Source organism: Solimonas marina, from assembly GCF_012241385.1.
Taxonomy (GTDB): domain Bacteria; phylum Pseudomonadota; class Gammaproteobacteria; order Nevskiales; family Nevskiaceae; genus Solimonas; species Solimonas marina.
Genome location: NZ_JAAVXB010000003.1, coordinates 117,479 through 139,239 on the forward strand (window position 1 = coordinate 117,479; position 21,761 = coordinate 139,239).

21 protein-coding genes and 1 tRNA gene are annotated in these 21,761 nt (G+C 66.0%); 15 read left to right on the plus strand and 7 right to left on the minus strand.

The genetic code is table 11. The annotated features are described in order from the left end of the window. Positions 1-18 precede the first annotated feature (18 nt). The 10 genes from G7Y82_RS06740 to G7Y82_RS06785 all read left to right on the plus strand — a co-directional run bounded on the left by G7Y82_RS06740 (position 19) and on the right by G7Y82_RS06785 (position 9,781). Positions 19-984, plus strand: coding sequence for a flavin reductase (locus G7Y82_RS06740; RefSeq protein ID WP_168147271.1), 966 nt, complete (start codon positions 19-21; stop codon positions 982-984). 121 nt (positions 985-1,105) lie between these two features. Further along, entirely contained in the window at positions 1,106-1,414 is a 309-nt protein-coding gene (locus G7Y82_RS06745; RefSeq protein WP_206370426.1) for a hypothetical protein, read from the plus strand. Positions 1,415-1,456: 42 nt separating this feature from the next. Next, a complete protein-coding gene (locus G7Y82_RS06750) occupies positions 1,457-2,971 on the plus strand; it encodes a class I adenylate-forming enzyme family protein (RefSeq protein ID WP_168147272.1) in 1,515 nt (504 codons plus the stop codon). A 17-nt stretch (positions 2,972-2,988) separates the two neighbouring features. Continuing rightward, positions 2,989-3,456: an SRPBCC family protein gene (locus G7Y82_RS06755; RefSeq protein WP_168147273.1), complete on the plus strand. Its 468-nt coding sequence runs from the start codon at positions 2,989-2,991 to the stop codon at positions 3,454-3,456. After that, positions 3,446-4,837 (plus strand): CoA transferase, encoded by a 1,392-nt coding sequence (locus tag G7Y82_RS06760; protein WP_168147274.1) that lies wholly within the window; start codon positions 3,446-3,448, stop codon positions 4,835-4,837. The genes G7Y82_RS06755 and G7Y82_RS06760 overlap by 11 nt, the downstream gene beginning before the upstream one ends. After that, positions 4,831-6,309 carry an amidohydrolase family protein gene (locus tag G7Y82_RS06765; protein ID WP_168147275.1) on the plus strand — a complete coding sequence of 493 codons (1,479 nt, stop codon included), beginning with the start codon at positions 4,831-4,833 and terminating at the stop codon, positions 6,307-6,309. The genes G7Y82_RS06760 and G7Y82_RS06765 overlap by 7 nt, the downstream gene beginning before the upstream one ends. Positions 6,310-6,410: 101 nt before the next feature. After that, positions 6,411-7,067 (plus strand): TetR family transcriptional regulator, encoded by a 657-nt coding sequence (locus G7Y82_RS06770; RefSeq protein WP_168147276.1) that lies wholly within the window; start codon positions 6,411-6,413, stop codon positions 7,065-7,067. A gap of 287 nt (positions 7,068-7,354) precedes the next feature. After that, on the plus strand, positions 7,355-8,725 hold the full coding sequence (locus G7Y82_RS06775) for a DUF1329 domain-containing protein (protein ID WP_240954128.1): 1,371 nt from the start codon (positions 7,355-7,357) through the stop codon (positions 8,723-8,725). A gap of 68 nt (positions 8,726-8,793) precedes the next feature. Then, positions 8,794-9,660, plus strand: coding sequence for an SDR family NAD(P)-dependent oxidoreductase (locus tag G7Y82_RS06780; protein ID WP_168147277.1), 867 nt, complete (start codon positions 8,794-8,796; stop codon positions 9,658-9,660). Positions 9,661-9,704: 44 nt separating this feature from the next. Beyond that, positions 9,705-9,781 (plus strand) — tRNA-Arg (locus G7Y82_RS06785). Between the two features lie 410 nt (positions 9,782-10,191). On the opposite strand, the gene G7Y82_RS06790 is transcribed toward G7Y82_RS06785, so the two are convergent. Continuing rightward, positions 10,192-10,596, minus strand: a complete 405-nt coding sequence (locus tag G7Y82_RS06790) for a MarR family winged helix-turn-helix transcriptional regulator (RefSeq protein ID WP_206370428.1) — start codon at positions 10,594-10,596, stop codon at positions 10,192-10,194. Between the two features lie 114 nt (positions 10,597-10,710). On the opposite strand from G7Y82_RS06790, the gene G7Y82_RS06795 reads away from it, so the two are divergent. Further along, positions 10,711-12,240 (plus strand): FAD-dependent oxidoreductase, encoded by a 1,530-nt coding sequence (locus tag G7Y82_RS06795; RefSeq protein ID WP_168147279.1) that lies wholly within the window; start codon positions 10,711-10,713, stop codon positions 12,238-12,240. After that, positions 12,237-12,785, plus strand: coding sequence for a hypothetical protein (locus G7Y82_RS06800; RefSeq protein ID WP_168147280.1), 549 nt, complete (start codon positions 12,237-12,239; stop codon positions 12,783-12,785). The genes G7Y82_RS06795 and G7Y82_RS06800 overlap by 4 nt, the downstream gene beginning before the upstream one ends. Before the next feature lie 31 nt (positions 12,786-12,816). On the opposite strand, the gene G7Y82_RS06805 is transcribed toward G7Y82_RS06800, so the two are convergent. Together G7Y82_RS06805 and G7Y82_RS06810 are read right to left on the minus strand one after the other, a co-directional pair. Beyond that, positions 12,817-13,698: an NAD(P)/FAD-dependent oxidoreductase gene (locus G7Y82_RS06805; protein ID WP_168147281.1), complete on the minus strand. Its 882-nt coding sequence runs from the start codon at positions 13,696-13,698 to the stop codon at positions 12,817-12,819. After that, positions 13,688-14,152: an Rrf2 family transcriptional regulator gene (locus tag G7Y82_RS06810; RefSeq protein WP_168147282.1), complete on the minus strand. Its 465-nt coding sequence runs from the start codon at positions 14,150-14,152 to the stop codon at positions 13,688-13,690. Before G7Y82_RS06810 ends, G7Y82_RS06805 begins: the two co-directional genes overlap by 11 nt. 161 nt (positions 14,153-14,313) lie before the next feature. On the opposite strand from G7Y82_RS06810, the gene bla reads away from it, so the two are divergent. Beyond that, positions 14,314-15,309, plus strand: a complete 996-nt coding sequence (gene bla / locus G7Y82_RS06815; RefSeq protein WP_168147283.1) for a subclass B3 metallo-beta-lactamase — start codon at positions 14,314-14,316, stop codon at positions 15,307-15,309. A 16-nt stretch (positions 15,310-15,325) separates the two neighbouring features. Here bla and G7Y82_RS06820 read toward each other — a convergent pair whose 3' ends face one another. Beyond that, positions 15,326-15,832 (minus strand): DUF1993 domain-containing protein, encoded by a 507-nt coding sequence (locus tag G7Y82_RS06820; RefSeq protein ID WP_168147284.1) that lies wholly within the window; start codon positions 15,830-15,832, stop codon positions 15,326-15,328. Positions 15,833-16,311: 479 nt separating this feature from the next. After that, on the minus strand, positions 16,312-18,033 hold the full coding sequence (locus G7Y82_RS06825) for a potassium/proton antiporter (RefSeq protein WP_168147285.1): 1,722 nt from the start codon (positions 18,031-18,033) through the stop codon (positions 16,312-16,314). A gap of 125 nt (positions 18,034-18,158) precedes the next feature. Here G7Y82_RS06825 and G7Y82_RS06830 point away from each other — a divergent pair, with 125 nt between their 5' ends. Then, positions 18,159-18,647 carry a c-type cytochrome gene (locus G7Y82_RS06830; protein WP_366515625.1) on the plus strand — a complete coding sequence of 163 codons (489 nt, stop codon included), beginning with the start codon at positions 18,159-18,161 and terminating at the stop codon, positions 18,645-18,647. A gap of 246 nt (positions 18,648-18,893) precedes the next feature. Further along, positions 18,894-19,643 carry a TorF family putative porin gene (locus tag G7Y82_RS06835; RefSeq protein ID WP_168147286.1) on the plus strand — a complete coding sequence of 250 codons (750 nt, stop codon included), beginning with the start codon at positions 18,894-18,896 and terminating at the stop codon, positions 19,641-19,643. A gap of 83 nt (positions 19,644-19,726) precedes the next feature. Here G7Y82_RS06835 and G7Y82_RS06840 read toward each other — a convergent pair whose 3' ends face one another. Together G7Y82_RS06840 and G7Y82_RS06845 are read right to left on the minus strand one after the other, a co-directional pair. Further along, the gene (locus G7Y82_RS06840) at positions 19,727-21,247 is read right to left on the minus strand and encodes a YifB family Mg chelatase-like AAA ATPase (protein WP_168147287.1); all 1,521 of its coding nucleotides are present in this window, start codon (positions 21,245-21,247) and stop codon (positions 19,727-19,729) included. Between the two features lie 71 nt (positions 21,248-21,318). After that, positions 21,319-21,579, minus strand: coding sequence for an accessory factor UbiK family protein (locus G7Y82_RS06845; RefSeq protein WP_168147288.1), 261 nt, complete (start codon positions 21,577-21,579; stop codon positions 21,319-21,321). Positions 21,580-21,761 lie beyond the last annotated feature (182 nt).

A 21,761-nucleotide genomic window follows, 5' to 3' on the forward strand; every position in this document is an offset into this window, starting at 1 on the left:
CATTTTCCGGAGCTTGCCGTGAATGCCGCCGTCTTCGATGCCGGTGAATTCCGCAAGGCGCTCGGCGCGTTTGCGACCGGCGTCACCATCATCACTACGCGCGCCGCCGACGGCACGCCGGTCGGCTTGACCGCCAACAGCTTCAACTCGGTGTCGCTGAATCCGCCGCTGGTGCTGTGGAGTCTGGCCAACAGCTCGGCGAGCCTCGAGGTCTTTCGCAACGCCGAGCACTGGGCGGTGCACGTCCTGGCCACCGATCAGGAGGATTTGTCCGGACGCTTCGCCAAACGCGGCATCGACAAGTTCGCCGGACTCGAATGCGACACAGGGGCGGGCGGTGTGCCCTTGTTGCGCGGCTGTACCGCGCGCTTCGAATGCCGTACGGCCTTTCAGTACGAAGGCGGCGATCACCTGATCTTCGTTGGCGAAGTGCAGGCTTTCGATCGCGCCGAGTCGGCGCCATTGGTTTTCCATGGTGGTCGCTATGCACATGCCACGCATCGCGATGCGCCGGGCCTGCAGCCACGCACCGCGCACCTTGCCGGCAGCTTTTCCGAGGACTTTCTCGGCTACCTGCTCGGGCGCAGCCATTTCCGCTTCTTTGCCCCGTTGCGCGAGGCGCTGGATGGCGAAGGGCTGAGCGACATGGAGTTCTACGTGTTGTCGACACTGACGCTGAAGCCGGAGCTGACCGCGCAAGAGCTGGCCGACGGCATGGCCGGCGTGCTCGATGACCGACGCAAGGCGGCGCTCGACTCGCTGGTGGGCCGCGAGATGGCGAGCTACCGCAACGACGGCGTCATCGCTTATGAACTGACCGAGCACGGCCGCGAGGTTGCCTTGCGTCTGATCTCGCGCGCCAAGGCCCTGGAGTCACAGGTCATCGAGCGCCTGGGCCCCGACGCCGCCATTCTGAAGTCGCTGCTCAATCGCCTGCTCGCGGAAATCGATCCGAGCGCGGCGACACTCTGGCAGGCGCCCTGAGCGTCTGACGGCGCCGGGAGGTCCGCTTGATGAGTCGGGCTCACCTCCCGCAATCGGATGGGGTTTGCCGAAGGCGGGTGGCATACAGTGGCGCCATTCCGATCAATCAGGAGGAGCGGTAATGGCGACGGCACTGAAGCCCGGCTCGCGCTTCAAGAGCGCGGTCTGCGACACGCAAGTGATGGTGGTCAAGGCCCCGGCCGGTGAGCACGAACTGTGCTGCGGCGGCGTTGCGATGCTGGCGCCGACTGCCAGCGGCGAGGGCGCACTGGACGCCAACTTCGCCAGCGGCACCTTGATTGGCAAGCGCTACGTCAATGAAGACGAGTCTCTGGAGTTGCTGTGCACGAAGGGCGGGCAGGGCTCGCTGAGCCTCGGCGCGACGCCGCTCGACGTCAAGCAGGCCAAGCAGCTGCCGTCTTCCGATTAACGCGGCGCCACGTGCGGCGCGACGCAGCAAATAAACCTGGCCATGAATATTTCCACGATCCTCGACATGGCGGCCGAGGCTTTCGGTGATCGCGTTGCGGTCGTTTCCGGCGAGCAGCGGCTCAGTTACGCCCAGCTTCGCGAGCACGCCCTCAGTGCCGCCGCGTACCTGCGCGCCTCCGGTGCCGGGTATCTGGCGCTGCTCGACGTCGCCAGTCCGGCGACGCCGGTGGCGATCTTTGCTGCTGCGTATGCCGGCGTCCCCTACGTGCCGCTCAACTACCGGCTGACGGCGCCGGAGCTCAATGCGCTGGTGGCGCGTGTCGCACCGGCCGTGCTGGTGACCAATGCCGAGTACCGCCAGCTGCTGACGCCGCACGATGGTATGCAGTTGATCGATCGCGATGCCTTCATGGCGTTGCCGATTGCCGGCGACGAAGTGGCGCAGCCTGATGAGGACCCGCGCGCGGTGGCGGTGCAGCTGTTCACCAGCGGCACCACCGGTCAGCCGAAGGCGGCCATCCTGCGCCACGAAAATCTGATGTCCTACATCGTCGGCACGGTCGAGTTCGCCGCGGCCGACGAGGCCGATGCGATCGTCGTCACGGTGCCGCCTTATCACATCGCCGGCATTTCGGCGGTGCTCAGTTCGACGTACGCGTGCCGGCGCATGGTGCAGCTGCCGAACTTCGACCCGCGCGCCTGGTTGCAGGCCATGCGCAGCGAGAACGTCAGCAATGCGTTTCTGGTGCCGACCATGCTGGGCCGCATCGTCGAGCATCTCGATGCGAGCGGCGAGGCGCCGGCGCTGCCGGCGTTGCGCGCGCTGGCTTACGGCGGCGGCAAGATGCCGCTGGCGACCATCGAGCGGGCGATGCAGCTGTTTCCGCAAGTCGGCTTCACCAACGCCTATGGCTTGACCGAGACCAGTTCGACGATTGCCGTGCTCGGTCCCGACGACCATCGTGCGGCTGCCGCCAGCGACGATCCGCGGGTCCGGCGCCGTTTGTCGTCGGTCGGCCGCGCGGCAGCGGTCGAGATCGAAATTCGTGACGACGAGGGCCGCGTGCTCGGTGCCGAAGACGCTGGCATGGTCTACGTGCGCGGCCCGCAGGTGTCGGGCGAATATCAGTCGCTGGGCTCCCAGCTGGATGCCGATGGCTGGTTCCCGACCAAGGATCGCGGCTATCTCGACGCGGATGGCTATCTGTTCCTCGACGGCCGTGCGGATGACGTCATCGTTCGTGGCGGCGAGAATATTTCACCGGGCGAGATCGAAGACGTGCTGCTCGCGCACCCGGCCGTTGCCGATGTCGCCTGTGTGGCGATTCCCGACGCGCAATGGGGCGAGGCGGTCGCCGCGGCCGTGGTCCTGCACGCAGATGGCGTCGCCAGTGTTGCCGAGCTACAGGAGCTGGTGCGGGCGCGCCTGCGCTCGTCGCGCGTGCCGCAGGCCGTTGTCTTCCGCGATGCGCTGCCGTACAACGAGACCGGCAAGATATTGCGCAGGGTGATCCGCCAGGAGCTGGCGACACAGGTAGCCGCGGCAGCGGCCTGAACACGGGACGCGACAGCGTGCGATTCGTCATCGAGAAGGTCGTGGAGATGCAGGTGCCGGCCTCGGTGGTCTGGAAGGTCGTGCGCGACGTCGAGGCGTATGCGCAGTGGAATCCGTTCTGCGTCGAATGTCGCTCGACGCTGCAGCCGGGCAGTCCGATCGACATGCAGGTGCAACTCGGCAGTCGCCTGCAGGCACAGCGTGAGTGGATGCAGACCTACGACGAAGGCCGCGGGTTTTCCTACACGATGAAGCCGGTGCCGCTCGGCGCGCTGTCATCGTTGCGCCTGCATGAGATCACGGCGATCGATGCGACGCGTTGCCGCTATCGCAGCTATTTCCACTTGCAAGGCTGGCTGAAGCCGCTGGTGTTGGCGTTGTTGCGCCGCCAGCTCGAGGACGGCTTCGCGGCGATGACGGCGGCACTGCAGGTTCGCGCCGAGGCGCAGTGGATTCACCAGCAGACCCAGGCCGGTGGTGGCTGACAGCGGCGTCGCGCCGATCGTCGACCCGCTGGATGACGCTGCCGCGCACTGGGCGGCCCGCTATCGCGACGTGCTGCTCGACGGCTTGAGTCTGTCGCCACCGTCGCGTGCGGCGACGCCCGCGCTTCACCCGGCATTGCGCTGGGCGCGCAGCGGCATGATGTCGCTCTGTGGCGATGTCGATCGGCCCCCGCAGATGTGCGCGGCACCGCTGGCCGCCGTTGCCGACGGTGCGCTTGCGGCGCTGGCCAGCATCGCGTCGCCGTCGCGCTTTGCCGATCTCGATGCAGCGGCGCTGTTGGCCGAGCGCGCGCTGCTGACCGGTCTGCGGCGCGCGGGGCGGCAATCGGCTGGCGGCGCCTGTCGCCTGCTGACATGCGCCGACGGGCTGATCGCGCTCAGTCTGGCGCGTGACGACGACTGGTCGTTGCTGCCGGCCTGGCTCGAAGACGATGTCCACGATTGGGCGGGCGTCGAGGTGGCGCTGCGGAGGCGCGACCGCGTGCCGCTGGTGGCGCGGGGACGCGAACTGGGCCTCGCGGTGGCCGCGAGCGAGCCGGCGCCGCAGCGCATCGCACCGTGGTGCCGCATCGTCGCGGGTCGGGCGTGGCGCCCGCTCGCCGAGACGGTGCGCGCGCCGTTGGTCGTCGACCTGTCGTCGCTGTGGGCCGGACCGCTCAGCTCGCATTTGCTGCAACGTGCCGGAGCACGCGTGATCAAGGTCGAGAGTGTGACGCGGCCGGATGGTGCGCGACGCGGTTCGCCGGCGTTCTTCGATCTGCTCAATGCTGGCAAGCAGAGCGCGGCTTTCGACCTGAGCTGCCCGACGGGGCGCGCGCAGCTGCGCCAGCTGCTGCGCCACGCCGACATCGTCATCGAGGCCTCACGGCCGCGCGCGCTGCAGCAGATGGGCATCGATGCCGAGGCGCTGCTGGTCGAGCAGCCGGGCCTGAGCTGGATCAGCATCAGCGGCTACGGTCGCGCGTGGCCGCAGGCGCAGTGGATCGGCTACGGCGACGATGCCGCGGTCGCTGCCGGCGCCAGCGATCTGCAGCAACGTGCGGGCGGCAGCGCGATTTTCATCGGCGACGCGCTGGCGGATCCGTTGACCGGTTTGCATGCTGCCTATGCGGCCTGGGCCAGTCACCTCGCGGGTGGCGGGCGTCTGCTCGAGCTGTCGCTGGTCGGCGTCGTCCGCCACGCGCTGGCATTCGCCCGGCCGCACGATGACGCGCAACTGCGTCGACGCCAGCAGCGGTGGACGGCGCGGGTGTCGGCCGAGGACATCCGCACGGCAACGCCGCGCCAAGCCGTGCAGGCGGCGCCTGTGCTCGGGGCCGACACCGCCGCGGTGATGGCAGAGTTCGGGTTGCCATGCTGATCCGCAATGCCGAATTGCACTTCGGCGCGCGCGTCGACGTGCGCATTGCCAACGGATGCATCGCCGCGATCGCCGCACGACTGGCGGCGGGCGATAGTGAGCCGACACTGGATGCCGGCGGCGCCGCGTTGTTGCCCGCCGTACGCGATCACCACCTGCATCTGCGCGCGTTGGCCGCGGCGCAGTCGTCGATCGTTTGTGGGCCGCCGCAGATCGCCGATGCCGATGCGCTGGCTGCGCGGCTGCGCGCTGCCGCTGCGGACGGTAATGGCTGGCTACGTGGTATCGGTTTTCACGAATCGGTCTGCGCGGACTTCGATCGCCGATGGCTCGATCGGCACGTGGCGACACGACCACTGCGCGTCCAGCATCGCAGTGGTCGGCTCTGGGTCTTCAACTCGGTGGCGCTGGCGGCGCTCGGCATCACCGACGGCGGCGATGATCCGTTCGAGCGAGTCGGCGGCCGCTTGAGCGGTCGACTGTACGATGCAGACGACTGGTTACGTGCGCGGCTGCCGAAGTCGCCACAGTCGCTGGCTGCCTTGAGCCGTCAACTCGCGTCGCGCGGTGTCGTCGGCCTCACCGATACGACGCATACCAATGGTCTCGATGCCTTCGATGCGTTTGTCGCCGCGCATGCGCGAGGCGAGTGCTTGCAGGCGCTGATGGTGATGGGCAATGGCGAGCTCGATGTCGTCGCCGATCAGCCGGGGGTGTTCCGCGGCGCACACAAATTCCACCTGCATGAACATGAGTTGCCGGCGTTCGACACCCTATGCGCGGCGATCGAGCGCAGTCACGTGCACGGCCGGACAGCGGCCTTTCACTGTGTGACCCGCACCGAACTGGTCTACGCGTTGTCGGCGCTCGAGTCGGTCGGCGTGCGCGCCGGTGATCGCATCGAGCACGCGGCCGTCGCGCCGCCGGAGTTGGCGACAATGATGGCGCGCCTCGGTGTCATCGCCGTCACGCAACCCAATTTCATTGCCGAGCGCGGCGATGCCTATTTGCGCGATGTCGATGCGGGCGACCTGCCGTGGCTTTATCGCCTGCGCGGCCTGCGAGCAGCCGGCATCCCGGTGGTCGGCAGCACCGATGCGCCGTTCGGTACCGCGGATGTCTGGGCGTCGATGCAGGCTGCCGTCGAGCGACGCACCCCGAGCGGCGCCACCCTGGGCGATGACGAGCGTCTGACGCCCGAGCATGCATTTTCGATTTACACCGGCGCCCTGCAAGCTCCGCATCAGCCGGTGACGGCGTTGGAGGTCGGCAGCGCCGCCGACCTCTGTCTGCTCGATCGTCCGTGGTCGCGCGCGCGCTCGGCGCTGGGCGACGTTCAGGTGCAAATGACCTGGCGCGCCGGGCATGTCATTTGGCATGCCGCTGCGTCGGCGCCGGTTTTCAACAGTGCTGTGCAATGCAAGAATTCGTGGGCCGGGCGCAGCTGCGCCGACCCATCCCAGCCGCCGTAACGATGCCGCGCAACGCCAGAAGCCCCACAGGCGGATCCGCCGAAAAGAACGCGTCGCCGCGCAAGCGCGCCGCGCGGGTCGGCCGGCCGCCCGCGGTCACGGTGCCGACGATCGTCGATGCGGCGATCGAATTGGGCCTGGAAACGGTGACGCTGGCGCAGATTGCGCGGCATCTCGGCGTGGCGCAGGCCACGCTCTACCGCCACGTTCACAATCGCGACGAACTGATGCGGCTTGCCGCGTTCCAGCTGCTGCTACAGCGGCGTCCGGCGACGGGCAATGGCGAGCACTGGGCGGCGATCGCGGAGCGCTATGCCGAGAGCCTGTTCGAGACGCTGGTGGCGGCGCCACAGGTGGTGACCGAGTTGCACAAGGGGCGGCTGGGCCCGCACCTGGAGATCGACATCCTCGAAGAGTTTCTCGAAGCGATGCAGGGTCAGGGTTTTTCGCTCGAAGACGCTGCGGCGCTTTTTCATTCGATCGGCTTGCTGGCGGTCGGCGCTGCCAGTGGTGCGATCGGCCTCAGTGCCAGTACGAGGTCCGGCCAGTCGTGGGCACAGGCAATGCGCGCCACCCTGGGTGAGCGCGATCGCCGCGAACTGCCACTGACGCGGGAGATCGTGCGGCGCGTGCCCGAGGACAGTCTGCGCGTCGATTGGCGACGCTCGTTGCGCGCCCTGCTGGCCGGGGTTGCGGCACAACGCGGTGAGGCCTTGCCGGAGATCGCCTCGGATTTCACGCGCGCCGCGGCACGCTGAGAAAGCGCGCTGCACCTCTTCTTACGACGTTGCGCTTGGCGCACGCTCGCATTCCCTTCTGAAGTAACCGGTCGGCGCCATGGCGTGGCGCGGGCTTTCCCATGTGCGTGCCGTGCTTTTCAGCACGATGTGACGTGATGCGTCGGTGGCTTGCGAATACTCGTTTCGGACGAGGCAGTTTTGCCGGCGCTGACTACGATGAACATCGGTACCGATCAACGTTTCGATGGCGTTGGCGCGTGCCGACGACGGGGGATAGATCGCGAACCCGCTGCGAGGAGAAACGAATGAAATTCAGAATGGTTCTGGCGTCCTGCGTGCTGAGCGCCACGGCCGCTTTCGTTGCCACCACGGCTGCCGCCAAGGTTGATGCGGCCAAGGCTGCCGAACTGGATGGTCCGAAGCTGACCTGCATGGGGGCCGAGCGTGCCGGCAGCCCGGATGGCGTTGCCGCGTATACCGGCAAATACGTCGGTACTTGGCCGGGCCTGAAGAAACCCTACGGTTACGATCCTGGCCCGTTTGCGAACGAAAAGCCGTTGTTCACGATCACCTCGCAGAACATGGCGAAGTACGCCGACAAGCTGACGCCAGGCCAGAAGGCGCTGCTGACGCAGTACCCGGATTCGTATCGGATGAACATCTATCCGAGCCATCGCGATTTTGGTTTTGCGCCGTGGGTTTGCGACACCGTCAAGAAGAATGCGGTGACGTCCGAAGTCGTCGACGGTGGCCTCGGTATCACCGGCACCAGCGGCGCGATTCCGTTTCCGTTTCCGAAGAGCGGCCTCGAAGCGATCTGGAATGTCATCAATCCGCATCGCGCCTGGACCGAGAAAGCGGTTTGCGACATCGCCGACGTGTATTCGAACGGCAGCATCGCCTGGGGCCGTAACAAGTTCATGACGCTGAACCCGGGCAACAATCCGAACCAGCGCGGCTCGTTCCAGGACAAGATCAACGCCTATTTCTACACCGGCTATCTGTTGCCGGAGCGCGACAAGGGTTTCGTTGCCGTGGGCGTGCAGCCGAACGACTTCAAGGGCGCGTCGACGCAGTCCTGGCAGTACCAGCCCGGCATTCGTCGCGTTCGCCAGGCCCCGGAGGTCGGCTTCGACTATCCGGTGCCGCCGGCTGGCCTGCGCACTGTCGATGACGACTATGCGTTCAACGGCTCGCCGGAGCGTTACAACTGGAAGCTGGTCGGCAAGAAGGAAATCTACGTTCCGTACGACAACTTCAAGATCAACGATCCGAGCCTGAAGTATTCGCAGCTGATCAAGCCGAACACCATCAACCCCGACTACGAACGCTACGAGCTGCACCGCGTCTGGGTGCTCGAGGGTGATCTCAAGGACGGCGTCCGCCACATCTATCACAAGCGCGTGATCTACGCCGATGAAGACAGCTGGATGGCGCTGATGGCCGACAACTACGACGCGCGCGGTCAGCTGTGGCGGGTGACGCTGATCAACTACTTCTACTCGCAGGAGTCGAAGACCTTCCATCGCGGCGTGTCGGTCTATCACGACCTCACGGCCAAGGCCTACGAGGCCGGGTACATGGTCAATGAGCGTGGCGACGATTGGTGGCGCATCAACACGCCGCTGACGCCGGCGATGTTCAGTCCCGGCGCCGCCGCCCGCGGCGGGCACTAGGTCCAGGATTCGTCGTTACTTTCCAAGCGGGGTGGCGTTGCCACCCCGCCCATTCGGGGCGGGACAGCATGAAGAACGCATTCATCACCGGCGCCAACGTCGGCCAGGCCAATCTGCTGACGAAGGCGCTGGCCGATCGCGGTTGGCGGGTTTTTGCCGGGGTGCTGCCCGGTGCGCCGACCGATCTGAAAACCGGCGGCAACATCGTCGTCGTCGATCAGGACGTCTCCAGCGACGAGTCGGTCAAAGCCAGCGCCGCGGCCGTTACGGCTGCACTGAACGGTGAAGGTCTGGACCTGTTGATGAACGTCGCCGGCGTCGCCAACATCGGCACCGGCGTGCTCGAAGCGGCCGATTTCACGGCCGTGCAACGCTTGTTCAACATCAACTTGTTCGGCCAGCTGCGGGTGATCCAGGCGTTCCTGCCGTTGATCCGCCAGAACGCGCCCGGCTCGCGCATCGCCAACTACAGCTCGGGCGCCATTCTCGCCAACCCGGTCGGCGCCGGCCCGTACAACATGACCAAGCATGCGATCCATGGCATGACGCTGACGCTGCGGCACGAGCTGGCGCCGTTCGGCATTCAGGTGACGTCGATCGTGCCGGGCGGTGTGCTGACCGCGATGTCGGCCAACTCACACGCGAATACCAGGAAGACCTGGAACGAACAGCCTGAAGCGCTGCGCCAGATCTACGAACCGCACCTCGGCCGGGTGATGATGCAGGTGCTGCCGGACATGCTCGAAAAGAGCGGCTCGACGCCGGAGCAGGCCCTGGTCGGCACGCTGCAGATTCTCGACAAGAAGAAGTGGAAGCCGATGGAATATCTCGGCAAGGACGTGAAGCCCATGGGCGTGATGAAGCGCTTGTTCTCCGACGCCCAGCTCGAGTCCATCATGCGCCGCACCTTCCAGGTGCCGAGCTATCGCGCCTGACGAATGGCTTCGACGCCGCGCGTGCTTTAGAATCCGCCCTCCACGCGTCCGTAGCTCAGCTGGATAGAGTACCGGCTTCCGAAGCCGAGGGTCGGGGGTTCGAATCCCTCCGGGCGCACCAGATTTTCGATTCGAGCCGTTCTCGAATATCGCGCATCACTCAGCTCACCGCGCATTCGAACCCCCGACAATGAACGGTGGTTCGACCGTCCGGCGCAGCCGGGCGGCATCGTCGCCTGGGGCCCGCCGAACTGCTGCCGTGGACGGCGCCTGCCTGCCGAGGCGGGCGCGCTGCGGCGTTGCCGATGCTCGCGATAGGGCTCGCTATCGCTGCGCTCGGCGCCTTGCATCGCATCCCGCCTCGCCAGTCCTTCGCCGCCCGCGGCAGCGATCCGGCGGACCTGGCGACGACCCCGAAGGGGCGAGGCGCGCAGCGCCGAGTCATCCCTCCGGACGCACCAGATTTTCGATTCGAGCCGTTCTCGAATATCGCGCATCGTTTTTTGTCGCCGCTCGAGCCTGCCGGCGATATCACCGCATCAGATCGTCCGCGAAGCGGCGGAGCAGTATTCGCAGCTGATCGAGGTCGGCCTCTGTCCATGACGCCAGGATCCGGTTAGCCAGGCGCTCGCGCGCCTCACTCAGTGCCGCAATCACATCGCGTCCCTTCGGGCTGACGACGGCTTCGCGGACGCGCTTGTCCTTGGCTGACGCCCGTCGTTCGATGAGGCCCAGCTCCTCCAGCTTCACCATCTGGCGACTGATCGTCGTGTGATCGCGTCCCGTGCGGTCGGCGAGTTCGACGACCCCGATCGGGCCATAGCGGCTGACCCGCGCGAGCAACGGAAATAGCGCGCGGTCGAGGGGAATGCCGGCCTCCTCGATCAGCCGGTCGTCGCGACGTGGACGATTGATCTCGTCGACGAGATCGATCATGGCCGTGTGCAAGTCCCGCAGGATTTCCGAATTGTGTGTATTAATCACGCTTTCTGTTACCCTGCCTGAAACAGTCGATGCGTGCATGTTGCACATGATTTTGTGGAGGTGCCAATGGCTTTTGATACGGATGTCGTGATCAGTGGCGCGGGTGCGGCAGGGCTGACGCTGGCGATCGATCTGGCACGGCGGGGTGTCGACTTCGTGTTGATCGAGCAAAACACGGAGCCGTTCGGCGGCTCGCGTGGCAAGGGGATCCAACCCCGGTCGCTGGAGATCTTCGAGGACCTTGGCCTCGTCGATCGGCTGGCTGCCACAGGTGGCCCGTACCCGCCGCTGCGGGTTTACCGCGCCGACGGCAGCACTGAGGAATCGTTGCTGACCGAGGCGGAAGCCGTGCCGACGCCGGGCGAGCCTTACGCGGTGCCATTGATGGCCGCACAGTTTCGGACCGAGGCTGTGTTGCGCGAGCGACTCGCCGAGTTGGGACACCGGCCGCGCTTCGGCCATCGGTTGACCGGCTTCGAGCAGGACGCGGACGGCGTTGGGGTGCGGTTCGAGCACGCGGGGGCCGAACACCGTTTGCGCGCGCGCTACCTGGTCGGGACCGATGGCGGCCGCAGCTTCGTTCGGCACGCGCTGGACATTGCGTTTCCGGGCGAGACGCTCGGCTTGCGGGCACTGGTTGCCGATGTGCGCCTGGAAGGCTTGGATCGTCTGGCATGGCATCGCTTTCAGCTTGGTGGCGGCGCGACACAATTGATGGTTTGCCCGCTGGCCGGAACCGATTTGTTCCAGGTTCAGGGGCCTGTGCCACTCGAAGGCGACGTGGATCTGTCGCCCGCAGCGCTGACGGCGCTGCTGCGCGAGCGCAGCGGCCGCGACGACATCGTCGTGCAGGCCGTCACCTGGGCATCGGTTTATTCGATGAATGCGCGGTTGGCGGAGCGGTATCGCGTCGGTCGGGTTTTTCTGGCAGGAGACGCGGCGCACATCCACCCGCCGACCGGCGGACAGGGCCTCAATACCAGCGTGCAGGACGCCTACAACCTCGGCTGGAAACTGGCCGCGGTGCTGACCCACGCGCCTGCAGCACTACTCGACACCTACGAAGAAGAGCGCCGACCGGTCGCGGCCGGCATGCTCGGCCTGGCGACACGCCTGCTCGGCGAGGCCCGCGAGGGGCCGATGCGCCGCAACCGTGAGGTTCGCCAGCTCGATCTCGGTTATCGCCAGTCGTCGTTGTCCCGCCCTGCCTCAGGGGGCATGGCTCGCGTCGAGGCGGGCGACCGCGCGCCCGACGCGCCGTGCCGCGGCCGTGCCGGCCAACCGACCCGCTTGTTCGACCTGTTCCGGGGTCCGCACTGGACGCTGCTGGGGCACGACGCCACGCACCGGCCGCCGCCGCGCCTGGGATTGCGGATCGTAGTGGTCGGGGAGCATGGCGATATCGAAGACGATGATGGGCACATCGCTGCTGCCTACGGTCTCGAGCGTAGCGCCTGGGCGCTGATCCGGCCGGACGGCTACGTTGCGGCGATCTTCGCCGCCAGTGAGCTCGAGCAGGGCCTGCCGACCTATCTCGAGCGTGTGCTGCCGGAACCGCGTGGCGTCGTCACCGATCACGGGGCGGAGGGCGCATGAGTTACGCGGCACTGCTGGGTTTTGCGCCGTTTGCCGTCTTCGCGCTGATCGAGAAGTGGGTTGGCATCGTGCCCGGGCTCGTGGCGGGTCTGCTGGTGTCGCTGGGGTTGGCCACCTGGACGGCGCTGCGGCATCGGTCCGCAAATATGCTCGAGCTGGGCAGCGCCGTTATCTTCGGGGCGCTCGCCGCACTGGCGTTGTCGGTGCATCCGGCCTGGTCGGTCTGGGATGTTCGCCTCTATGTCGACGCTGGGTTGGCGCTGGTGGTGATCCTCGGCGTCCTGCTGCGCCGGCCCTTCACGCTGCAGCATCGCAAGACCGTGGACCCGACCGGGATCACGCGTGATCCTGCGGTCCTGCGGCGTCACCTCGTCCTGTCGGGCGTCTGGGGACTCGCATTCGCCGGTCTGGCGTTGGTGGATCTGTACATGACCCTCGATCCGGGCGTGCGCGATCGGCGCGGCATCATCCTGACGCTGGCGATTCTCCTCGCTGCGGCGCGCGTCACGCATGCATCGGTGAAGCATGCCCGCGCCGTGGCCTGACGCGTGACGCGCCCGTTCTGCCGTGCTGCGCTCAGAACACCAGTGAGCGATGCACGGCGCAGCCGGCGGTGACGCCGTCGGCGCTGGCCCAGGTGACGCTGTGCGCCTTGCGCGTGATGTCGCCGGCGGCAAAGACACCGGGGACGGTCGTCGCCATCTGCGCATCGGTGCGAATCACGCCGTCGTCGATTTCGCAGCCGAGCCTTTCGGCGATATCGCTGTTCGCGTGTGTCTTCGGGCCGACGTAGAGCGCGTCGATCGACAGGCGGCGTCCGTCGCCGAGCTCGACGGCTTGCAGGGTTTGGCCGGCGCCGTGCAATGCGTGCACAGCGGTCGTTTCGATCGTGACCTTGCGTTGCTTCAGCGCGGCCAGCGTTTCGTCATCCGGCATCGGGCCGCCGTTGAGGAAGAACGTGACGGGTCCCCATTCGGTGACGAGCAGGGCGTGATGGATCGAGTGCGGCGCGACGTTGAGGACGCCGAGTCGGCGGCCGCTGAATTCGTAACCGTGGCAATACGGGCAGTGGATGACGGAATGGCCCCAGCGCTCGGCCAGCCCCGGGATTGCCGGCAGTTCGTCGCGCAGCCCGAAGGCGAGCACCAGTCGCGCCGCTTTCAGGGTGACGCCGTCGTCGAGTGTGACCGCGAAGCCGTCGGTGGTACGTGTCGCTTCCAGGGCGCGGCCGCGGCGCAGGCTGACCGTCGGGTACGCCGCGACCTGACGGCGTGCCGTGTCGAGCATGGCCGCTGGCGTACTGCCGTCCTGTGCGAAGAAGCCATGCGAGTGTGCCGCATAGCGGTTGCGCGGCTCGCCGCTGTCGACGACGCAGACATGGCGCCGCGCGCGGGCGATGTACATCGCCGCCGACAGGCCGGCGAAGCTGCCGCCGATGATGAGGGCGTCATGCTGCATGATGGGATTCCATATGGTGCGGAGTGGCGCCCGCCACGCGGCGGCGATGGAAGTCGGCACTGAGCTGGGCAAGGCTGATCTGCCCGAGACGGCCGAGCAGGATCTGCTCGGCCTCACGGAACGCCTGATCGAGCGCGGCATTGACGGCCTGTTCGACCAGGCAGCCCGGCGATTCCGTGCGGTTGCCAAGCGCCAGCAGCGCTGAGCCGCCGAGCGCGTCATGAATGTCGCGCAAGGTCGTGGTTTCGAGCTTGCAGGCAAGGCTCCAGCCACCGCCGTGGCCACGCTCAGCGCGGACATAACCCTGTTCGCGCAAGCCGGCCATGATGCGGCGGATGACGACCGGGTTGGTGCTCATGGCCGCTGCCAGCGTCTCCGACGTCATCGGTCCGGACTGTTCGGCCATGTGCAGCAGGACGTGAAGAATGCCCGACAGGCGGCTGTCTCGTTTCATGTAACTAACAATGTTACATAATGGCGCGATGGTCAAGCGCGTGCGGGGGTTCAGCGGCGCGCGCACGAGGCGAAGCGGCTAAGCTAGGCGGCATCTTTTCTCCACTGATGCGCGGCCGTTCGCTGCGGCGCGCGCTTGCCCAGGCCGTTGAAGTCCCGCCGATGAAGATTTCCGACGTTTACGCAGCGCTGAGTCGAGTGGCCGGTCCGCGCATCGCGCTGCTGATGGCGCTGGCCGTGAGCGGGACCGGACCGGTTTGGGCTCAGCAGGCGTCGTCGTCGGCCGATGTGGCGACCGGCGATGACACGTCCTCGTGCCAGATGTGCGTGCTGTGGAACACACCGGTCGATCCGTTCCGCATTTACGGCAACACCTACTACGTCGGCTCGCGTGGGCTCAGCAGCATTCTGGTGGTGACGTCGCAGGGCCTGGTGCTGATCGACGGTGGGCTGCCGGACACGGCCTCGATGATTGCGACCAACATCATCGCGCTGGGCTATCCGCTCAGTGCCGTGAAATACATCCTCAACTCGCATGCGCATTACGACCACGCCGGCGGCATCGCCGAACTGGCGCGCGAGAGCGGCGCGCGGGTGGTGATGAGCCCCTGGAGCGCCGATGTGTTGCGGCATGGGCACAGCGGCCCGGCGGATCCGCAGTACGGCGCGCTGCCGTCATTTCCGTCGCTGTCCGTTGTGCAGACGATCGAGGATGATCATGCGATCCAGCTCGGCGACGTGCGCTTTACCGTGCACTACACCGCCGGGCACACGCCCGGCGGTACGAGCTGGACGTGGCGTTCCTGCGAGAACGATCGCTGCGCCGACATGGTGTATGCCGACAGCCTGACGGCGGTGTCGGCGCCGGGCTTTCGTTTCAGTGCGGCGACGTCGTATCCGCAGGTGCTGAAGGATTTCGAACGCAGCTTCGCGACGATCAGCAAGCTCGACTGCGACATCCTGCTGACGCCGCACCCGGAAGCGTCGGCGTTCTGGCAGCGCCGCGAGGCGCAACTGGACGGATCGATTGCCAATCCGTACGTCGAGCCGGGGGCCTGCAAGCTCTATGTCGACATTGCACGCAAGAAGCTGCAGGAGCGGCTGGCGTCCGAACAGGCCCCGCCGCCGGTGGCGGCACCGGGGCCTGTTCAGCACTAGAGAGCTGGCGTCGGGCTCAGCGCCGGCCGAGATAATCCATCTTGCCGATTTCCACGCCGTTGTGGCGCAGGATGTTGTACGTCGTCGTGATGTGGAAATAGAAGTTCGGCAGCGCGAAGTCGAGCAGGAAGGACTGGCCGACGAACTCCAGCGTGCCGCTACGCAGTTTCAGGCTGATCGGCCGCGTTTCGCTGCCCTCGAACTGTTCCGGCTTCAGCGTCTGCAGGAACGCCACGGTCTTGTCGACGCGGGCGATCAACTCGGTCAGCGAGCGCTCGACGTCCTCGAAGCTCGGCGGCTCGATGCCGGCCAGCCGTGCGGCAGCGCCCTTGGCGGCGTCGCTGGCGATGTGCACCTGACGGGCCAACGGCAGCATGTCGACGAACAGGCGGCTGTCGGCCAGCAGGGCGTCATCGAATGTGTGCGATTCGGCGTGCGTTGCTCCCTTTTCGAGCAGGCTGCGCAGATTGCCGAGCATGCGCACAAAAACAGGCACCGAAATGTCGTACATCGAAAGTGTCATGACATGTTTCCAGTCGTTTCGAGGGGGACTTCGAGGCTGGCACGGACCATGCTTAATTAAACATGTGGTTTGTGGTGCCGGGGTCGGGGAGCATCGTAGCGAACTTCCACGCCCAAGTTATTGACTAACAAGTCAGCCAACTTTATAGTGCACTGCAACAAGAGTCGGTAACAAAAAACCCGGTAGGCCGGGGCGTTACCGGGTCTGAACGATCTCCTCCAGAAAGGCCACGCGCCTTTCTCGCAACTTGCCCTCCGATCACTGGGGGGCATTTTTTTGCCTACCTTCTTACCACGGCGCCAAGGCTGCTTTGTCGCATGTCTCTTGGCTTCTCTCTCCCCCAGATTGCCGCGACCACAGTGTTCTGTGTTTGTCGCGGGCCCGAATCTGTCGCAGCCGTCAGCATGAACGGCTGGTTTCGCGATTGTGTAACAAACGTTCCAGCGATTACAAGCCTGCTGAACGTCGGCTTGCCATGCTCAGCTCGGCAGACGTAGTCCGATCTTGGTGGCGCGGTCACCGTCGACCGTCTTGATGACGAGCTGAATATCGCCGAGCCGCAGGCGATCACCCACCACCGGGTGCGGCAGATGTTTGAGCATCAGCTGTGAGACCGTCATCTGTGCCGCGTTCGGCGGTAGCGGCAGGCCGTAGCTTTCGCAGAGCACATCAACGGCGGCGTCGCCGTCGATCGTGAATTCACCGAAGAAGCGTCGCGACACCGGCTCGTCCGGCGCGCTGATCGACTCGAAGACACGGTCGAGCACGTCGAGCTGCGCCTGGGCAGCAAGCAGCGAAACATAGTCGTAGGCCTGCAGATTGCCCCACTCGCGGTAATGCAGCAGCTTGCCATTGCGCGCGATGCAGATCACACGCGAGACGTCCGGGATCGGCAGGCTCTTGGGCCGCATGCCGATCAGCTTGCTGTCCGGCGGCACGCGGTAGCTGACGACCTCGTAGCCGCGTTGGCCGGGCAGGTCGATGTCGACGCGATGCACGCGCACGGCGCGGTTCGGTACGCGCAGGCCCAGCCACTCCGCAACCGGTGCGACCGTCGTGCCCTGGATCAGCAGCGAGACGAGAACGATGAAGAACGCCACGTTGAAGAACAGCTGCGCGTTTTCGAGCCCTGCCAGCCATGGATAGGTGGCGAGCACGATCGGGACCGAACCGCGCAGGCCGACCCAGGAGATATACAACTGCTCGCGCCACGGGAAGCGGAAGGGCAGCAGCGCCAGGACCACGGCGGTCGGGCGCGCGACGAGAATCAGCACGGCCGAGATCAACAGGCCAGGCACGATCACGTCGACCAGCTGATGGGGGGAGGCGAGCAGACCGAGGATGACGAACATGCCGATCTGCGCCATCCAGGCGATGCCGTCATGAAAGCGACGAATGCTGGCGGCAGCCCGCAGGGACCGGTTGCCAAGGAAAATGCCGGCGAGGTACACGGCGAGAAAGCCGCTGCCGTCGATCAGCGCGGTGACGCCGAAAATGGTCAGGCCGCCGAACAGCGCCAGCAGCGGATACATCGCATCGCCGAGTCGCAGGCGGTTCAGAGCGCGCATCAGCAGCCAGCCGCCGGCCAGGCCGCAGGCGCCGCCGGCGATCATCTGCCAGGCAAGCATGCGCAGCGCATCGACGATGCCGAAGCTGTCCGGCGCCTGCAGGTAGGCGATCGTTGCCAGCGTCAGGAAGATCGCCATCGGATCATTGGTGCCGGACTCGATCTCCAGCGCCGATGCGACGCGTTCGTTGAGTGCGGTGCCGCCGGCGCCCAGCAAGGAAAACACGGCGGCGGCGTCGGTCGAGGCGACGATGGAACCGATCAGAAAGCCTTCGGCGGGGCTCAGGCCCAGCAGCCAGGTGCAGAATGCGGCAGTAATCCCGGCGGTGACGAGCACGCCCACCGTGGCCAGCGACAGTGCCGGCCGCAAGCCGGTTCGGAAGCTGTGCAGATGCGTGCGCAGACCGCCGTCGAACAGCACCACCGCCAGCGCCGCGGTGGCCGCAAGATTGGCCAGCGCATAGTTGTGGAACTGGATGCGTCCTGGCCCATCCTCGCCGGCGAGCATGCCGACCACGAGGAACACGAACAGCAACGGGATGCCCAGGCGTGGCGTGATGACCGTCGCCAGGATGCTGACGAGGAACAGCAGCGCCGCCAGCAGGATCAGGCCGCTCGAAGTGTCGAAGTCCATTGCGCTTAGTGTACGCAGCCGGCGTGCCGCCCCGCGTGCGCCGCGTCACGCCGGGCGCTTGCCGGGCAGGCCCGCGGTGTCGCTATACTGGCCCCATAAAACGATAAATCGGTGAGGAGCTGCGAGTGGAAACCAAGGGCCACGATCAGGTTTTCTTCGTCAATTTCGGCATGGTCATGGCCGTGCTGTTCGGCATCTTTTTCGTCTGCATCATCGCTGCGCGATGGCTGGATCGGGGCGACGAACATGATGAGCCAGGTGCCAAAGCGCGCCTCGAAGCGCGCATCGCGCCGGTGGGCCAGGTCGTCACCGATCCTTCGGTGCTGGTCAAGATGGCGGCGCAGACGCAGACCTCGCGTCCGGCGATGACCGGCGAGCAGGTCTACTCCAAGGTTTGCACCGGCTGCCATGCCGCCGGCGTGCTCGGTGCGCCCAAAGTCGGCGACAAGGCGGCCTGGTCCGAGCGTCTCAAGGCTCAGGACGGCGTCGACGGCCTGCTGAAGAAGGCCGAGTCCGGCCTCAACGCGATGCCGCCGCGCGGTGGCGATGCCAGCCTCAGCGACGACGAGCTCAAGGGCGCGATCGAATACATGCTCAAGCAGACCGGGCTGTAGCGTCAGCGGCCAATTTCCGCACCAAAAGAGTGCGTCGATTTGCCGGAATCGCGCTTCTTCCCGGGGGCTCGCGGCGATTTCCACCGCCTTTCTCGCACGCGTAGCGAGGGAGAAGTGAAACCTTTGACAGTAAGGGTAATTCAGGATTGACGCTGCGGCAGGGTCGTGGCACGGGCTTTGCTGGATCGCTGCGGGGCCGCGGGCAACGGTGCCCGCGGAACATAAACCACTTGGGAAGATTAAAGAATGGAACTTAAGCGTTCAGTGCTGGGTGCCGTGCTGGTCGGCGCCGCGGCGTTTTCGGGCAACGCGTTCGCCGGCGTGACGGGCAATGTCGGCGGTGTCAGCGAATACGTTTTCCGTGGCATCGAGCAGGGCGACGGCGGCGACGCTGCAATTCAAGGTGGCCTCGACTATTCGGCCGATTCGGGCTTCTACGTCGGCCTGTGGGGCTCCAACATCGATTGGGGTCCGGGCCATGTCGAAACCGACATCTACGCGGGTTTTGCGGGCTCCGCCGGTGATGTGAGCTACGACATCGGTGCGCTGTACTACTACTATCCGGAGGAAGACGAAAACGACTTCAGCCCGTCGGCCAACACGATCGAAGGCCACGTCAAGCTCGGCTACGGTCCGATGAGCTTCACGGTCTATTACTCGCCGAAGTACTTCGGTGCGGAAAAGGCCAGTGGCAGCGACATCTCCGAGGTTTATCTGAACCTCGCCGGCAGCTTCCCGATCACCGAGTCCGTGTCGCTCGACGCCGCGGTCGGCTACACCAAGCTGTCGGATGACTTCTTTGGCGACGGCCCGAACGGCGTCTGCAAGGCGTCGAACACGAGCTGCGATTCCAAGGACGACTATCTCGACTACAGCGTTGGCGTGAGCAAGACGATCGACGACACCCTGAGCGCGAGCTTCTCGGTGGTCGGCACGGACTTCTCCGGCGACAAGCCGAAGTTCCTGATCGGCCTGAAGAAGAGCTTCGACATCTAAGTTCCCGCGGCAGATGTCGATGTGCAAAAAGGGCTGCTTCGGCAGCCCTTTTTCGTGCGCCGCGCTCGGCGTTGTCGGACCGCTCAGCTGCCGCCCTGCGGGAGCGACGCCTGGCGGTAGCGCAGCGCCTCGCCGATTTCGACTGCGCCAACTGCGGGTGCGTTGGCGAGATCGGCCAGCGTGCGGGCGACACGCAGCACGCGGTGATAGCCGCGTGCCGACAGGGCCAGGCGCTGCATCGCGGCATCGAGCAACTGCAATCCTTCATCGTTGGGCATGGCCAGCCGCTCAAGCTCACGCGTGCCGAGCTGCGCATTGGGGCGGCCCTGCCGTTCGAGTTGCCGATGACGTGCAGCAACGACGCGCGCACGCACGGTTGCGCTCGATTCGCCGGTGGCCGGGCCCGCGCGACCGCTGAGCTGTGCCGGCGCGACGCGTGGTACGAACAGCTGCAGATCGATGCGGTCGAGCAATGGCCCCGAAATTCGCGCGCGATAGCGGGCGACCTGATCCGGGGTGCAACGACACTGTCCGGCGATGTCGCCAAGATGGCCGCACGGGCAGGGATTCATCGCCGCAATCAACTGGAAACGCGCCGGAAAATCCGCCTGCCGGGCGGCTCGCGAGATCGTGATCGTGCCGGTTTCCAGCGGCTCGCGCAGTACCTCGAGCACCCGGCGGTCGAATTCCGGCAACTCATCGAGAAACAACACCCCGTGATGCGCCAAGGTGATTTCGCCCGGCTTCGGATGGGTGCCGCCACCGACCAATGCAACGCCGGATGCTGTGTGGTGCGGGGCACGGAACGGGCGTTGCGCCCAGTGCTTCGGATCGAAGCCACCGCCGATGGAGGCGACTGCGGCGATTTCCAGCGCCTCGTCGTCGCGCAGCGGCGGCAGGATGCCGGGCAGGCGCCGCGCCAGCATCGACTTGCCACCCCCCGGCGGGCCAATCAGCAGCAGCGAATGGCCCCCGGCGGCCGCGATTTCCAGAGCGCGCCTTGCCAATGCCTGCCCCCGTACGTCGGCAAGATCGTCGACTTCAGCGCTCGTGGCGGTGCTCACCGGCGTCGGCGCATCGAGCGCATGGAGCGTATTGCCGTGCAGCGTGGCGCAGAGGCCGCCGAGCGTGTCGGCAACGTGGACCGGGCAGTTCGTGGCCAGCGCCGCTTCCGCATGATTGGTCGTCGGTACCAGCAGGCCGCGGCCGGCCTGGCCGGCCTGCAGCGCTGCGGGCAGGACGCCACGCACCGGGCGCAGCTCGCCGGACAGCGACAGTTCGCCAAGGATCTCCAGCGACGACAGGGCGTCGACGGGAATTTGCTGCGAGGCCGCGAGGATGCCGAGTGCGATGGCCAGATCGAAGCGCGAGCCATCCTTGGGCAGGTCGGCCGGCGCCAGATTGCAGGTGATGCGCTGGATGGGGAAGCGATAGCCGCTGTTGGCAATGGCGGCGCGAACGCGATCCTTGGCCTCGCGGACCGAGGCTTCCGGCAGGCCGACGATGTTCAGGCCTGGCAGGCCCGGCGCCAGATGCACCTCGACCGTCACCAGATCGGCGGCGAGTCCGTTCTGCGCGCGGGACAGGACGATGGCGAGCGACATGCCCGCATCCTAGGCAGTCCGGTGCCGATGTTTTGTGCGCCGTGTCGCAGTTTGGCGAAATGCGGCCGCGTTCAGGCGTCTTTTTCGGCGCTGTCGTGCTGCGCCTCGAGCTGCTTCAGGCGCTTTTCCAGCGCGGCGAGCTTCTTTTGGGTGCGGGCCAGCAGTTCGGCCTGCACATCGAAGCGCTCGCGTGAGACCAGCTCCCATTTTTCGAGGTTGGCGCGCAGCACGGCGCGAAAATTGTCCTCGAGTTCACTGCGCAAGCCGCGCAGGCCCGGCGGCAGGATCTTCGTCAACGTGGCGGCGAGATCTTCGATGCGGCGTGCGTCCATCAAATGGGTTCCGAAAGTCGATGAAACGATTATGCCGCCTTTGCTTCATGGCGGCATATGCACCAAGTTTGTGCATGACAGGGAGTTCATTTAAGGGTTTGACTGTCATTTTGCTGGCATGGTCCATGCTTTGAAGCGACGGGCCGCCGCGGTGTTGAGGGCTCCCCGGCGTCAGGACGCTT

What these genes read in the sequence shown, in the direction of transcription:
- G7Y82_RS06745 (WP_206370426.1), top strand. Translation starts at nt 1,106, where the DNA reads ATGGCGACGGCACTGAAGCCCGGCTCGCGCTTCAAGAGCGCGGTCTGC.
- G7Y82_RS06750 (WP_168147272.1), top strand. Translation starts at nt 1,457, where the DNA reads ATGAATATTTCCACGATCCTCGACATGGCGGCCGAGGCTTTCGGTGAT.
- G7Y82_RS06765 (WP_168147275.1), top strand. Translation starts at nt 4,831, where the DNA reads ATGCTGATCCGCAATGCCGAATTGCACTTCGGCGCGCGCGTCGACGTG.
- G7Y82_RS06775 (WP_240954128.1), top strand. Translation starts at nt 7,355, where the DNA reads ATGAAATTCAGAATGGTTCTGGCGTCCTGCGTGCTGAGCGCCACGGCC.
- G7Y82_RS06780 (WP_168147277.1), top strand. Translation starts at nt 8,794, where the DNA reads ATGAAGAACGCATTCATCACCGGCGCCAACGTCGGCCAGGCCAATCTG.
- G7Y82_RS06790 (WP_206370428.1), bottom strand. Translation starts at nt 10,596, where the DNA reads ATGATCGATCTCGTCGACGAGATCAATCGTCCACGTCGCGACGACCGG.
- G7Y82_RS06795 (WP_168147279.1), top strand. Translation starts at nt 10,711, where the DNA reads ATGGCTTTTGATACGGATGTCGTGATCAGTGGCGCGGGTGCGGCAGGG.
- G7Y82_RS06800 (WP_168147280.1), top strand. Translation starts at nt 12,237, where the DNA reads ATGAGTTACGCGGCACTGCTGGGTTTTGCGCCGTTTGCCGTCTTCGCG.
- G7Y82_RS06805 (WP_168147281.1), bottom strand. Translation starts at nt 13,698, where the DNA reads ATGCAGCATGACGCCCTCATCATCGGCGGCAGCTTCGCCGGCCTGTCG.
- G7Y82_RS06810 (WP_168147282.1), bottom strand. Translation starts at nt 14,152, where the DNA reads ATGAAACGAGACAGCCGCCTGTCGGGCATTCTTCACGTCCTGCTGCAC.
- bla (WP_168147283.1), top strand. Translation starts at nt 14,314, where the DNA reads ATGAAGATTTCCGACGTTTACGCAGCGCTGAGTCGAGTGGCCGGTCCG.
- G7Y82_RS06820 (WP_168147284.1), bottom strand. Translation starts at nt 15,832, where the DNA reads ATGACACTTTCGATGTACGACATTTCGGTGCCTGTTTTTGTGCGCATG.
- G7Y82_RS06825 (WP_168147285.1), bottom strand. Translation starts at nt 18,033, where the DNA reads ATGGACTTCGACACTTCGAGCGGCCTGATCCTGCTGGCGGCGCTGCTG.
- G7Y82_RS06835 (WP_168147286.1), top strand. Translation starts at nt 18,894, where the DNA reads ATGGAACTTAAGCGTTCAGTGCTGGGTGCCGTGCTGGTCGGCGCCGCG.
- G7Y82_RS06840 (WP_168147287.1), bottom strand. Translation starts at nt 21,247, where the DNA reads ATGTCGCTCGCCATCGTCCTGTCCCGCGCGCAGAACGGACTCGCCGCC.
- G7Y82_RS06845 (WP_168147288.1), bottom strand. Translation starts at nt 21,579, where the DNA reads ATGGACGCACGCCGCATCGAAGATCTCGCCGCCACGTTGACGAAGATC.